Raw genomic sequence first — 12,703 nt, forward strand, 5'->3', positions numbered from 1 at the left:
TAGTGACGTCGTTTTGACATGGCATTGGGAGTCGCACACTCGCGCGAATAGGCGATGTTCGCGAGAACGGGAGGCACTCCGGTGGAGGTTCGGGGTGGTGGCGAAATGCTCCAGACGGGTCGGTGGACCGGCTGCCGGAACTAGTGCCGCCCAGCTGGCCTCTTCAGCGCCCCGCTACCGGGCCAGGGTGAGCAGGACCCTCTCCAGCATCTGTCGCAGGGCCGCCCGGTCGGTGGTGTCCGGGCCGGGTCGCGTCACCCCGTCGTACGTGAGTCCTTCGGCGAAGGCGACCACGAGCCGCCCGCCCTCTTTCGGATCCGGGCTGCCGAGCGCCGTTGCCAGCAGCTGCGCCTGGCCGACGAAGCTCTCCCGGGCGCGGAGCAGTTCGGTGCCCAGCTCCCCTTCTGAGTGGCGCGCCGTCAGGAGGATAATCTCCAGGCGGGCGCGGGTGCGGTCGCGTTGGGGGCCGAGCCAGTGGGCCAGTACGCCCGCGAAGCGGTCGGCCACCTGACGTACCGGCGGCGCCCCGGCCAGCTCTTCGGAGACGGTCGCCGCTTCGATGTCCGCCACTTCCTGTTCGGCGATGAACGCGACCACGCCGGCGAGCAGTGCCTGCCGGGTACGAAAGTAATAGCTGGTCGACCCGGCCGGCACCTTCGCCTGCCCGTCGACCGCCCGGTGGGTGAGCCCTCGCAGACCCTCATCGGCAATAACCGCCACCGCCGCGGTGAGCAGCGCCTGTACTCGGGGGCTTCTGGCGCTGCTCATGCGACGGCCCGCTTCCTGAGCCTGCTGAGCATCATCCGGCGGACGAGGCCGCTGAACGGCTCGATGAGCCGCCAGTACCGCCCCATGGCCCGACGAGCCGCCTCGTCGAGGCACAGGACCCGGGTCTCGGTGACGACCCGCGTGCCGCCGGTGGCGGCGTCCGCGGTGAATCGCATGCTGAACGTCGCCTTCGCGTAGCCGGGTTCGTCGAATGCCAGGAACTCACGCAGGCCTGTGACGTCCGGTCGTCCGTCGGCCGCTCCCATGGTCCACCACTGCCCCACGATTCCCCGGACCGTCTCTTGCGGCGGGTCCTCGGCCAGCAGCAGAAAGCTGTCCCGCAGGTCCTCCTCCGGTAAGCCGCCGCCCCCGCGCTTCAGGCGGCCGAGCTGCCGCCGCACGGCGAACAGCGCCCGGACGACAGACCCCCACCCCTCGCCACCGGCCTGCTCCATCTCCTGCCACGCCGCCCACACCGCGTCCACCGGAGCCGGGATGACCGTCTGGTGCCGGGAGCCGAAGTCCGGTCGGGGAACGAACGTGCCTGCGAGTCCACTCATACCCCCGGACTCTACATTTGTAGAGTGGGCGGGGTCAGGCATTCGGCAGGGTCAGCGCGGATCCGCCTGGATCAGGGAGTGGAGTGGTGACGAAATGGGCCGTCCAGCGTGACGAAAGTGACTCCCGAACTCATGGACATTGATCATGGTGGCAGCGCACGAAGTGGCTCCAGAAGTCATTGACAAACGACTCCCGTTCTCGCGTACACAGCCACCGAAGACGCGACGGCGGGAGCGACCGTGGCCGCGCAGCACCAGGATGGGCACCGGCTCAACGTCCGCGCCAGGGTGTCTGCCCTGCTGGGCGAAGACGGGACCGTGCGCTGGTGCGCGTGCATCTCGACCCCGCGGAGGGAGCCGACGCCGAGATGGTCGATGCGGCACTGCTCACAGCGCGCTGACCGAGTCCCCCTCGGGGTGCACGTTCTTGAGGACGTGACCGAGCAGCATTGGACACCGGCCCGTCTGCATCTGCTGGTGGAGGCCGGTACCCGGACCGGCGCCGGCGCCTGCTGGTGAAACCCCGCTGCAGCACCAACCGCATCACCGCGATCGTCCAGGCTGTGTCCTCGTCCTGCACCACGCCTCAGCGTGAGGTTGGAAAGGGCTCACTGTTTCGGATCAATGACCCTCGGTCCGACTTCCTTTCCCGTCAGGATTCTGTATTCGACGTGCCGAAAATCGAGTTCAGAATTTCCTGGCGAGACAATGCTGCCGAGCCACCCGAGGAAGAATGCTGCTGGCACGGAAATCAGGACTGGGGTGTGGAGCGGATACCAGTTGAAACTCACTTCCGGCCACAGCGCATACTCCGTCCCAGAGACGGTGGGCGAGAAGAGCGTGATTATGATGCAGAGCAGCAGTCCTCCGTAGACGGACCACAGTAGCCCTCTGCGATTGAACCTGCGCCAGAAGAAGGAGTAGATCAGCACAGGGAAGATACACGACGCTGCAACGCTCAGCGAGAAGGTGACCAGGAACTCAACTGGATACCGATGGGTGGCAGCGGACAGCGACAGGCCAACGGCGCACAGGATGACGACGGCCAGACGTAGTGCCCACACTTCTCTGGTGCCGGTGTGGAGGCGCTTGGCTCGCGCAAACGCATCGTGAGCGAAGGAGACGGCGGCAGCGAAGGTCACACTTGTCACGGCCGTGAGCACGGCGAGGAAGGCGACACACGCCATGACGGTGATAAGCACAACGCGTGCTGCTGAGCCGTCCCGGAGTACGCCCGAGGCCAGCAAGATCGGGGACGACTGCCCATAGGCGTCGACCGCGCCGATGTCCCTACTGCCCACCACGGCCGCCGCCGCGAAGCCTGTCGTGATCAGGAGGAGGACGAAGGCACCGACCAGTCCCGCGGCAATGCTCATGGATCGTCGTGCCGAGCGCCCGGTGCGGGACGCGCCGATGCGCAGGATCAGGTGAGGCATCACGGCCGTACCGAGGATCAGGGCTATGTGGGCGCTGATCGTGTTGAACGGTCCGAGGCCCGCTGAGTGCGCCCAGAGCCCCGGGCTCAGGTATTCGTCCGGCGCTAGGCTCTTCTCCTCCGCAGCCGAGAGCAGACTTCCGGGGTCCCACGCGAATTTCCTGAGGGCCAGCAACGTGATAACCGCAAGCGTTACCAAGGTGATGGGTACCTTGACGACGTGTACGAAACTGGTGCCTCTCAGATCCGCCACCGAGGCAAAAAATGCAACGAGGCAGCCCATCAATACCGTGCACACCACCTGGGCCTCATCGGTCGACAAGCCGATCAGGAGAGCCACGCTGATGCCGGCGGTCCGCAGCTGGACCATGAGAATGGGAATCGTGATGACCAGTGTCACCACAGCTGCGGCAATGCGCGGCCCCGGCCCTGATGCGCGCAAGGAGAAGAGGCCGCCGAGAGTGTAACGGCCGCTATTGCGTATCTTTTGTGCAAGGAGCAGCAGTACACCGAGTGTTATGACACCGTCGATGGCGACGGCGAACCCGTCGTAGCCGAAAAGGGCGATAGTCCCGGAGGTTGCCAACAGGGTGACGACCGAGATTTGCTCGCCCGCCATGGCGAACCCGTTGAAGACCGGGGAGAGGGACCGGTCGGCGATGTAGAGCCTTTCCGGGTGGTCTCCCTGCTCTGCAGCGAGCGCGACAAGCCACAGGACGGACACTGCGATGAAGCCCAGGAAGACGATGATCACGGGGCCTCTGGCATCTGAACCGACCGGGTCGAGCATGCTCGAGCTCAAGATATGCACGGTCATCGCTTCACCGCCAGGACTCGTTGACGGGAGAAGCACCCGACGTCTCGGCCTGGGGCATGCCGGAAGCCAGGGACTGCTCAACGGGATCGCACAAACGCGTCGATCGAGTCTCGTACAACCAGGCAGTGGCGACGAAGAGGCCGCATTGCAGGATGCCCCACACCAGGCCCAGTGTGAGCTGCCCGTACACAGGCACTGCGGGAATGTCCGTGAACGAGGACAGCACGATGCCGGCGGCAAGGGGAACCGCGTTGGCAACAAGGAATGAACGCTGGGCACGATGCGCGGCTTCGCGGAGGCGGTCACTGCGTTGCAGCTGCAGGGCATCGAGCGAGAGGCGCGGCGTCGGTGGGCGACCGGGTGGAGCCGGGGTGAAGTAAGAGCGCACGGAAACCTCCGGGCAGTGAGGGTGGGTGACTGGGGCGGTGCGGGTGGGCGACTGGCCGCGCGCATCGTTCCGGCGCAAAGGTCGAGGATCCGCCCGACGGCCGAACAGGGACACGTATGGGTCAACACGCGGCCGCAGCCCGCAGCCGTCGGGACGGGGAACGCGGCCAGAGGAAGGCGCCGGCTGCGGCGATGGTGCACGGATCCATGTGCGCGCCTGGGGGATGACGGCGGGATTGAGGTGGCACACGAACATTGCCTTGCAACGGTCGTAGTGGACGGCGGCAGTTGCTTCGGCGGACAGGTGGTTGTCACCTCTGACCCAGCGGATTCGTAACAGGTCCGGCAGGGCCGGCGAGCGACCGGGAAGCCTAGTCTCAGCTATGCGAAGAGGAACAGGCTGATGGTCGCTGCGCAGACTGCGGCGCACCAAGCCTCAAACAGGGCGCGAAGTACAGTCGGAGCGCGTCGTAGGTCCATGAAATGGAGGCCGACGAGCCTGGCCTTGAAAAGCGCGACGACGAGAATGACGACGCTCGCGCGTCGATGGCCGCCAGCACCAAATCCGTGCGTCGTACCCAGCATCCAGGACAGCGTCGTGAGCGCGACCAGGACTGCCCAGACGGCGGTGGCTTTCGTCCGCAGCAACACGGTTGTCACTCACCTCACCAGGAATACGAGCGGGAAGATGATGAGCCAGAGCAGGTCGAGCATGTGCCAAAAGCATGCGCCGCCTTCGAAAAGCTTGTATTGACCGGTGGTGAGCTCGCGCATTCTCGACAGTGTCAGCAGCACCGCGAGCACGATCAGCCCCGCGCACAGGTGCGCGAGATGCAGGCCGGTCAGCGTGAAGTAGTACACGAAGAAGGAGTTCATGTGCGACGTGATGCCGGCAGCGAACAGGTGGTGATACTCGATCGCCTTGATTCCGACAAAGGCCAGTCCGAGCGCGATCGCACCGACGAGGAGCCGCGGTGCGTAGTGACGCTGTGGGGTGCGCACGACACGGGTCGCAAGGACGACGAGGACGGAGCTGGACAGCAGAACAAGGGTGTTGACCGTGGCGAGGTTGCCATTGAGGGTGCTCTGCGAGGCTGCGAACAGAGCAGGATGCCGGCCGCGCTGCTGCAGGTACACGAGGAACAGGACCGCGAAGACTGTCATGTCGCCGAGCAACATGATCCAGAGACCGGTCTCGCCGGGAATGTGCCGTGCTGACGAGGCCCGCGGTGGCGGCTCGGCGGGAACGTCTGTCGTGGTCGCCATCTGTGCCCGCAAGATCAGGCCGTTGCGGCGAGGATCGGTGCGGTCGTGGTCGCCTCGTCGTCGTCTTCCTGGTGTTTGATCGCTTTGAGCAGCAGGAAGACCATGACTGATATCCACGTGACGACGAGAGCGGTCGGTGCCCAGAAGACCAGCAGGCCGTCCCACGCGAATGGTCCGGTTCTGGTCAGGAAGGCGATCGGGCCGACCTCGAACATCACGGATACCCAAGCGGTGAAATAGCCGAACCAGCGCGGGAATGGGGAGTGTGGCATCGTCGGTGTGCGGAAGCTGAACACGACCACCGCAACGAACATGAAGATGAAGTACTGGACCGCCGTCACCAGGGTCAGCATGCCCAGTTCGTGCATCAGGGCGGTGGCCTGTGGATCGCGCGACGGCGTATACGCGGCGACTCCCCAGAACATGGGCGGCAGCACCAGGAAGATCGAGGACATGACGCCGCTGGCGCACGCCGCAATCGACCATACCCGGCGACCGCCCTCGAGCCGGCCGAGCTGCACCGCGATCACCACCGACAGCGGCAGCAAGAACGCGCTGGTCCACGACGCAATCACCGCGCCCAGGCGGATACTGGTGTGCCGGTGTGCGTACCAGTCCGAGATCTGCTCAATCGACAGCGTGGCCCGCGGCGGCGGGATCATGTTGAACAGGAGCCCGAGGCTCAGGGCGTAGATGACCAGGAGGGTCACGGCCCACCAGATCATGATTCGCTGCGCTCGCTTCGACAAGGTCTTCACTCCGCTTCCGTTGTGCCGGACGTTGCTTGAAATGGGGCCGCGCGACGCGGCGCAGTTCGGTGTCCATCGGCTGCCTGATGGCGTCTCCGCATTGAGGCGGTCGCGGACCCGTCAGAGAACGCGGCGCAGGAACTCGAGCTGATCGGCGACTATCTGCTGTTGCGCGGTGCCGAGGTAGACATCCATATGGTCAAGCGGGTACTCCCGCAGCTCGGCGTGTGCACCCGCCTTCGCGGCTGCACGGCGGGCCGTGGCGGCCGGGGCGATGGTGTCGCACGTGGCGACCTGGACGAGCAGCGGGCAGGCAAGGCGCGACGCGAACCTGATCGGCCGATTGAATCCCGCTTGGAGCGCCACGCGCGCACCTACCTCGTTGCGCCAGCTCGGCCCCGCGATCTCGCTGTACAGGTGCTCGCCGCCCTCCCTCGCGAAGATCGCACGCGAGCCCGGTTCGCCCACCACTGCCACGAAGTACGGCGGGCGGCCGGTCAGTGCGCGTAGCCCATCGCGCAGTCCGTGTGCCGACGAACGAGCGATATGACGCAAGCCGGCGGTGCGGGCGAGTTGCAGCAGCACCGGGACGCCGTCCATCGCGGGTGTCACCGAGATCGTCGCCGCGACGCGTCGGTCCTGGGCGGCGACCGCGACCACGTGCCCGCCCGAGTATGAGAATCCCGTTGGCACGATCCGCTCGGTATCGACGCCTGGTAGCCGGCGAGCCGCTGCGATCGCAGCGTGCAAATCCTGCCGCTGGCGCCGCACCGACACGAGCTGACGGGGGCGCCCACCGGACTCGCCGAACCCGCGGTAGTCGAAGAGCAGGACGTCGATGCCGGCCGCTGCGAACTCCTCGGCGTAGCCGAGCAAGCTGTTGTCACGGGTGGCCGCGAAGCCCGGCGCGATAACGGCACACGGACGTCCGCCCGGCCCGTCGAAGGCGTCGCTTCCGGCTGGGAGATGCCAGGCGGAGCAGCCATCGCTGCCGCTGGCGAAGGTGATCTCGTGCATGGTTGGCTTCCTGCTCGATGTGGGCAGACGTCGATGCGTGCGACGCCGGGCCGTGGGCTCGGGAATGTGGGGTTATTGCCGCAGCGTGGCGTCGAGGTAGGCGATCAGCGCGACTCGGCCGTGGGCGATCACGTCGGGGTCAGGGTCGCTACGTTCTCGGAACGCGAGTTCGAGAGCCCGGTCCGCGAGTTCGACCGCCACCACGAATACGAGCAGGTCGGTCTGCGACGCGACCAGTCCGGCTGCGACGGCCAATCCATGCAAGCGCTCGGCGGTGCTGCGGTTGTAGCGCAGTACCTCGGCGCGCACGGTCGGCGACACTCTTCCGTCCAGCCACAGCCGGGCGGCGTTGGGGTGGTCGCGGTAGTAGCCGGCGTAGGAGTCGAGTTCGCGCTCGACGAATTCCGCGACTGACGTCGGCGCCCAGTCCGCCTCGACCGCGGCCAAGTGGGCCGTGAGCCGTTCCAGGTGGCGCTCGACGAGCGCGTCGAGGATCTGCTCACGGTCGGCGAAGAAGCGGTAGAGCGACGCTGCGGTGATCCCGGCGCGATCGGCGATGACGCGGGTGGTCACGGCATCGACGCCGCCCTCGTCGATGAGCCCGGCCGCCGCGTCCAGGATGCGCTTGACGGTCTCGCGGCTGCGGGTCTGCACGGGTTCCCGTCGCCGCGGCCGATCGGACCCGGCCTCGTCCACTCCTGGTCGGGGCGAACCGGCGGCCTGACTGCTCTTGACGGGTGCTGGCATGGCTGAAAACCTAACGCAACTCGCGTTCGCTTTTCAAGGGTGGTGTCAGACGTGCCTAGCCGGTTCGAGCCGCCGCATCTCGGCGTCGGGGTTGTCGGGGCCGGCTTCGTTGGCCTCGCCGTGGCCCACGCGCTCAAGCGCCGGAAAGAGCCCGTCCTCGTCCTCGAGCGTGAGCAGAAGGTGGGCGGCGTCCGGTGCAGCAACACCTGTTCCGGCTGCGCGTGCGACACCCCGTCGAACCTCTGTTCACTGCCCATCGCGCCGAACGCGAACGGGACGCACGTGTTCTCCCCGCAAGCGGAGCTTCGCTACTACTTGCGACGGGTCGCCCAGGAGCACGATCTGCTGTCCCGTATCCGCTTCGGGTGCAGCCTGCTCGAGGCCGCGTGGGACGACGTGGCGCACCGATGGCGGATCGAGACCAGCACCGGTCGGTTGACGACGGACGTCGCTCATCGACGCCAGCGGCCCCATCGCCGACCCGTCGATCCCGAAGCTGCCCGGGCTGGACCGATTCACCGGCGCGGCCTTCCATTCGGCGTTCCGCATCGGTGGCGCCGGCAGCGCGACCCGACACAACTCCCACGTGTTCCAGGAGGAGTGCCGGCTGGCCTACGTGATGGACAGGCTGCACCTGCTGCGCTCACGCGGCATCACCAGCGTCGAGGTGCGTGCCGACGAGCAACTCGCGCACACCCAGCGGTACACCGCCCAGGTGGCGCGGACGGTCTGGTCGACCGGCGGCTGTACGAGCCGGTACCAGGATGCCGACGGCGTGGCGTCGACCGACCGGCCCGCGGCGAGTCTCGCGTACCGACGAGCGATCCGTCGCTTCGACCCCGAACCGTACGAGCTGCGCACCGCCGCCGCCCCCGCCGCCGGTGTTGGGCCGGTGAATCGCCCACCGCGCGGCGTCACCCGCGCCGTGTCCACACCAACGTCGCACCCCCGCCAGACACTTCGCGACCTCAGCAGGGAGAGCAGCATGTCGACCACACTTCCGACCTCGTACCGTCCCACCTCCGAACACCCATCGCTGTGTCAGGTGGCCGTCTCCGTCATCGACCTCGCGCGCACCGAGCGGTGGTTCCGCGAAGGGCTCGGCTTCTGGCCGGCAGGTGGGGCGCGAGCACGGATGCGCGGCCCGCTGGCGTCGGTGGTGCAGGGCCTGCCGCGCGTCGCCTCGACCTGCTGGTGGCTGGTCGGCCGCAACGAGTGGTTTCAGCTTGAGATGTTCCAGTTCGAGCGCCCGCTGGCGCGGCTGATGCCGCCCGACCGGACGCCGAATGACATCGGGTACTCGCGCATCGGTGTCTGGGTCGCCGACTTCGACGAGACCCTGATTCGGCTGGCGCGGCTCGCCTCGCCGCCGCTCACCGCTCCGGTAGGCCCGCCCGGTGCGCGACGAGCCTGCGTGCGCAACCCCGACGGCGTCTTCGTCGAGATCATGGAGGACGACCCGCTGGGCGGTGCCGCAGGAAGTGCTGCCCGGGCGACATGTTCGGTCGCGCTGCGGTCGGTCACCCTGTCGGTGCCGGATCTCGCCCGCTCGGCCGCGTTCTTCGACGGACTTGGCCTCGCCCGCTCGGCCGCCGCGCTGCGCGCACCTGAGCACGAGTCGTTGTGGGGTCTGCCAGGGGCGCAGACCCGCAGCGCCGTGTACCAAGCCGGCGACGTCCTGGTGGAGGCTGTCCAGTACCTCGATCCGGTCGGGCGGGACCGCCCGGCGGATCACCGGATCTCTGATCAAGGCATACTCAATATCGCCTTCGGCGCGCGCTCGCGACGCGACCACGACGACCTGTACCAACGGGCATGCCGTGCCGGAGCGGTACCGAACAGCAAGCCGCGTCACCTGCCCGGTGGCGGCGTCGTCTACGTCAACGATCCTCAGCAATTCTCCGTCGAGCTGCTGTGGATGTCGGCGAAGTCCGACAAGCACTGGGGATTCAGCGCGAAGCCGGCCGACCGGCGACCGAAGGCCGACACCCACGCCATCGAGCAGACGGTGCGCATCGCCGCACCCGTCCAGGCCGCGTGGGACGTCATCACCGACCACGACAACATGGCCAGTTGGCTCGGCATCGGCTCGGCGCGACGCATCGTCGACGGCACGCCCGGGCGAGACGGCCGCGGATCGCAACGGCTGCTGAAGCTGCCCGGGACAACAGCGACAGAACAGGTCGTGACCTTCGAGCCACCGACCATATATCGGTACCGGGTGATCAACGGGTCGCCGTTCGTCTGCCACCAGGGCGAGATCTCGCTTCGCGCGGATGGAGACGAGACGGAGCTCACCTGGACGATCCGCTTCCGGCCAAAGGTAGTTGGCAGCGGACACCTGCTGCGCATCGGACTGTCCGTTGCGCTCGGCCGCGTGCTGCGCTCCGGTCTGAAGCCGCACGTCGAAATCGGTCACGCAACGCATTCGGGCACATGACTTCGCCAGAGGACGGCCCGTCAGCGACGACACGATGAGCGCAGCGGCCTACTCCGACCGGGTCCGGCGGCGGGGGCCGCCGCGGTGGCGGCTCGCACTCGGCAGCGATGACGGCATCGTGCGCGTCCCGAAACGGCTGAGCAGACGGACGTCGGCGGCGACTGGTACGACGTGATCCCGCTCTCCGGCACTCGCGTCGCCCTGGTCGTCGGCGACGTCCCCGGCGCCTGCGCCATCATGGGCCGGTTGCACACCGCTGTGCGCGCCCTGGCCGACCTGGACGAGCCGCCGGACGAACCGACGGGCTGCTGCGGGCCGTCCACCCCGACATCGAGGCCGTGGTCTTCGTCTGCGGCGACACCACCAGGATGGCGCCCGACGTGCGGCGCGCCTTCACGCTTTGATCGAGGTTGTTGCCCGTGATCCGCTGCGCGGTCTGCGCGTGGAAGGACTGCACGAGCGACCTACCTCAACCGGACCCGTCACCACGGCGGTTAGAGCTGCTGCACACGGCCGGCGTGCCGATGGCGGCCAGGTCCGCGACGACTTCAGGAGTGATTGACGTTCCCAGTCCTTCGTTGCCAGCATGCTGGCATCCCTGTCTGAAGTGCGGCTGCCGCGCTTACGACTTGGCGCGAGGGCCCACGCCTGACGGCGAGAAGCTCCGCCAAGACGTCAACGAGTGGATCCGCAACAGTGGCGCCTTCGACGGCGTCATCGACTTCGACAAGGCAATGCAGGACCCCGACGACCCTCTGGCCCTCAACGGCGCCTACGACAGCGGCGACCACCTGCACCCCAACGACGCCGGCCATCAGCGGATGGCCAACGAGGTGAACCTCGCCCTGTTCATGCCGTAACACCGTGAAGCGGAGCCTCTGCGCACCCGCTGTTCATGAGCGTGGATGCAACGTTCGGTCCCCGCACTCCACGGAGTGCGGGGACCGAACGGGTCGCATACTGGACAGCCAGGCACGGAGGTGGAGACGATCGACCTCATCCCGCCGGCGCGGTGATCTCCCTTTTGAGGATCTTGCCGCTGGGGCCGGTCGGCAGGGTGTCCACGAGCCATACCTCGCGCGGGTACTTGTATGCCGCCACCCGCTCCTTGACGAACTGCCGGAGCTCGTCGGGCGTGACCTGCGCCTTCGGGCGCAGCACCACCGCGGCCGCGATCTCCTCGCCCAGATGCGCGTCGGCCACGCCCACCACCGCGGCCAGCGCAACGGCCGGGTGCTCGTGGAGCACCTCCTCGATCTCGCGCGGGTAGACGTTGTAGCCGCCGCGGATGATCATGTCCTTTTTGCGGTCGACGATGTACAGGTAGCCGTCCTCGTCCTGGCGCGCGAGGTCGCCGCTGCGCAGCCAGCCGTCCGGAATCGTGGCCGCCGTCTCCTCCGGGCGCTTCCAGTAACCCTTCATCACGTTCGGCCCGCGCACGGCCAGTTCGCCGATCTCGCCGGGAGTCACGTCCTGGCCCTTGTCGTCGAGGAGTCGTACCTCCACGTCCTTGATCGGGGTGCCGATGGACCCGGCCTTGCGTGGCCGGTCGGGGTGGTTGAAGGTGACCACCGGACTGGTCTCGGACATGCCGAAGCCCTCCAGCACCACGCAGCCGAAGCGGCGCTCGAAGCCGTGCAGGATCTCCACCGGCAGGGAGGCTCCGCCGGAGACGCACATCCGCAGCGTGGAGACGTCGGCCTCCGACGGGTGCTGGAGCAGCGCCGCGTACATGGTCGGTACGCCCTCGAAGATCGTCGCCCGGTCGCGGGCGATGGCGTCCAGCACGGTCTGCGGGTCGAAGCGGGGGATCAGGGTGAGCGAGGCACCGGCGCGGATGGTCACGCTCATCGTGCAGATCTGGCCGAAGATGTGGAACAGCGGCAGACAGCCCACGACCACGTCCTGCGCCGTCATCCGCTGCACTTCGACCGCGTTGACCTCGGTGTTGTGCCGCAGTCCGGCGTGGGTGAGCGTGGCGCCCTTGGGGCGGCCGGTGGTGCCGGAGGTGTACAGCAGCACGGCCACGTCCTCGCCGTCCGGCTCGCTCACCTCCGGCAGCGGCTCGCGTGCGGCCAGCAGGCCCGCGAAGGCGGCGGGCTCGACGGCCAGGTGCCGCACTCCGGCGGCGGCCGCGCCCTGCGCGCCCTCGCCCGGCGCCTGGTGCCACTCGAACAGCATCACCGCGCCCGAGTCGCGCAGGTGGTACTCGGTCTCCCGGGTCTTCAGCAGCGGGTTCATCGGCACAACGACCGCTCCGGCGCGCAGCACGCCGTAATACAGGACGACGAACTCGACAACGTTGGGCAGCATCAGAGCAACCCGGTCTCCGGGGCGTATGCCCTCGGCCCGCAGCAGCGCGGCGGCGCGGGCGCTGCGCTCGTCGAGCTCCGCGTAGCTGGTGACCTGGCGCCCCAGCCGCAGCGCGGGGCGTTCCGGCTGCCGCCGCGCCGTCTCCACCAGGAACTGAGCCAGATTGGCCATGACCGCCTCCACGAACGTCGCCGTCGAAATCCG

13 protein-coding genes and 1 pseudogene are annotated in these 12,703 nt (G+C 67.7%); 3 read left to right on the forward strand and 11 right to left on the reverse strand.

The annotated features are described in order from the left end of the window. Positions 1-174: 174 nt before the first annotated feature. The 9 genes from ACH4YL_RS16245 to ACH4YL_RS16285 form a co-directional block, all read right to left on the reverse strand. The gene (locus tag ACH4YL_RS16245) at positions 175-768 is read right to left on the reverse strand and encodes a TetR/AcrR family transcriptional regulator (RefSeq protein ID WP_398507977.1); all 594 of its coding nucleotides are present in this window, start codon (positions 766-768) and stop codon (positions 175-177) included. Further along, positions 765-1,328 (reverse strand): hypothetical protein, encoded by a 564-nt coding sequence (locus ACH4YL_RS16250; protein ID WP_398507978.1) that lies wholly within the window; start codon positions 1,326-1,328, stop codon positions 765-767. Before ACH4YL_RS16250 ends, ACH4YL_RS16245 begins: the two co-directional genes overlap by 4 nt. Positions 1,329-1,936: 608 nt before the next feature. Then, positions 1,937-3,553 (reverse strand): cation acetate symporter, encoded by a 1,617-nt coding sequence (locus ACH4YL_RS16255; protein WP_398507979.1) that lies wholly within the window; start codon positions 3,551-3,553, stop codon positions 1,937-1,939. 31 nt (positions 3,554-3,584) lie between these two features. Next, on the reverse strand, positions 3,585-3,968 hold the full coding sequence (locus ACH4YL_RS16260; RefSeq protein WP_398507980.1) for a hypothetical protein: 384 nt from the start codon (positions 3,966-3,968) through the stop codon (positions 3,585-3,587). A 380-nt stretch (positions 3,969-4,348) separates the two neighbouring features. Next, positions 4,349-4,618: a cytochrome C oxidase subunit IV family protein gene (locus ACH4YL_RS16265; protein WP_398507981.1), complete on the reverse strand. Its 270-nt coding sequence runs from the start codon at positions 4,616-4,618 to the stop codon at positions 4,349-4,351. A gap of 9 nt (positions 4,619-4,627) precedes the next feature. Further along, the gene (locus ACH4YL_RS16270) at positions 4,628-5,233 is read right to left on the reverse strand and encodes a cytochrome c oxidase subunit 3 (RefSeq protein WP_398507982.1); all 606 of its coding nucleotides are present in this window, start codon (positions 5,231-5,233) and stop codon (positions 4,628-4,630) included. 14 nt (positions 5,234-5,247) lie between these two features. Continuing rightward, entirely contained in the window at positions 5,248-5,991 is a 744-nt protein-coding gene (locus tag ACH4YL_RS16275; RefSeq protein ID WP_398507983.1) for a hypothetical protein, read from the reverse strand. A gap of 111 nt (positions 5,992-6,102) precedes the next feature. Continuing rightward, positions 6,103-6,999 (reverse strand): alpha/beta hydrolase, encoded by an 897-nt coding sequence (locus tag ACH4YL_RS16280; RefSeq protein WP_398507984.1) that lies wholly within the window; start codon positions 6,997-6,999, stop codon positions 6,103-6,105. A 72-nt stretch (positions 7,000-7,071) separates the two neighbouring features. After that, positions 7,072-7,746, reverse strand: a complete 675-nt coding sequence (locus ACH4YL_RS16285) for a TetR/AcrR family transcriptional regulator (RefSeq protein ID WP_398507985.1) — start codon at positions 7,744-7,746, stop codon at positions 7,072-7,074. A 51-nt stretch (positions 7,747-7,797) separates the two neighbouring features. On the opposite strand from ACH4YL_RS16285, the pseudogene ACH4YL_RS16290 reads away from it, so the two are divergent. Then, a pseudogene (locus ACH4YL_RS16290) lies at positions 7,798-7,980 on the forward strand (FAD-dependent oxidoreductase); the annotation flags it as partial. Positions 7,981-7,992: 12 nt separating this feature from the next. Here ACH4YL_RS16290 and ACH4YL_RS16295 read toward each other — a convergent pair. Beyond that, positions 7,993-8,295 carry a hypothetical protein gene (locus ACH4YL_RS16295; RefSeq protein ID WP_398507986.1) on the reverse strand — a complete coding sequence of 101 codons (303 nt, stop codon included), beginning with the start codon at positions 8,293-8,295 and terminating at the stop codon, positions 7,993-7,995. A gap of 37 nt (positions 8,296-8,332) precedes the next feature. Here ACH4YL_RS16295 and ACH4YL_RS16300 point away from each other — a divergent pair, with 37 nt between their 5' ends. Together ACH4YL_RS16300 and ACH4YL_RS16305 are read left to right on the forward strand one after the other, a co-directional pair. After that, positions 8,333-10,186 (forward strand): SRPBCC family protein, encoded by a 1,854-nt coding sequence (locus tag ACH4YL_RS16300; RefSeq protein WP_398507987.1) that lies wholly within the window; start codon positions 8,333-8,335, stop codon positions 10,184-10,186. Between the two features lie 629 nt (positions 10,187-10,815). Next, entirely contained in the window at positions 10,816-11,046 is a 231-nt protein-coding gene (locus ACH4YL_RS16305) for a GDSL-type esterase/lipase family protein (RefSeq protein WP_398507988.1), read from the forward strand. A 136-nt stretch (positions 11,047-11,182) separates the two neighbouring features. Here ACH4YL_RS16305 and ACH4YL_RS16310 read toward each other — a convergent pair whose 3' ends face one another. Next, positions 11,183-12,670, reverse strand: coding sequence for a long-chain fatty acid--CoA ligase (locus ACH4YL_RS16310; RefSeq protein ID WP_398507989.1), 1,488 nt, complete (start codon positions 12,668-12,670; stop codon positions 11,183-11,185). Between the last annotated feature and the right edge of the window lie 33 nt (positions 12,671-12,703).

The sequence above is a fragment of the Streptomyces sp. NPDC020681 genome (assembly GCF_044334895.1).
Taxonomy (GTDB): Bacteria; Actinomycetota; Actinomycetes; order Streptomycetales; family Streptomycetaceae; genus Streptomyces.

Coding starts and splice junctions, on each gene's coding strand:
- ACH4YL_RS16285 (WP_398507985.1), bottom strand. CDS start 7,746: ATGCCAGCACCCGTCAAGAGCAGTCAGGCCGCCGGTTCGCCCCGACCA.
- ACH4YL_RS16295 (WP_398507986.1), bottom strand. CDS start 8,295: ATGCGGAACGCCGAATGGAAGGCCGCGCCGGTGAATCGGTCCAGCCCG.
- ACH4YL_RS16270 (WP_398507982.1), bottom strand. CDS start 5,233: ATGGCGACCACGACAGACGTTCCCGCCGAGCCGCCACCGCGGGCCTCG.
- ACH4YL_RS16280 (WP_398507984.1), bottom strand. CDS start 6,999: ATGCACGAGATCACCTTCGCCAGCGGCAGCGATGGCTGCTCCGCCTGG.
- ACH4YL_RS16255 (WP_398507979.1), bottom strand. CDS start 3,553: ATGCTCGACCCGGTCGGTTCAGATGCCAGAGGCCCCGTGATCATCGTC.
- ACH4YL_RS16310 (WP_398507989.1), bottom strand. CDS start 12,670: ATGGCCAATCTGGCTCAGTTCCTGGTGGAGACGGCGCGGCGGCAGCCG.
- ACH4YL_RS16245 (WP_398507977.1), bottom strand. CDS start 768: ATGAGCAGCGCCAGAAGCCCCCGAGTACAGGCGCTGCTCACCGCGGCG.
- ACH4YL_RS16250 (WP_398507978.1), bottom strand. CDS start 1,328: ATGAGTGGACTCGCAGGCACGTTCGTTCCCCGACCGGACTTCGGCTCC.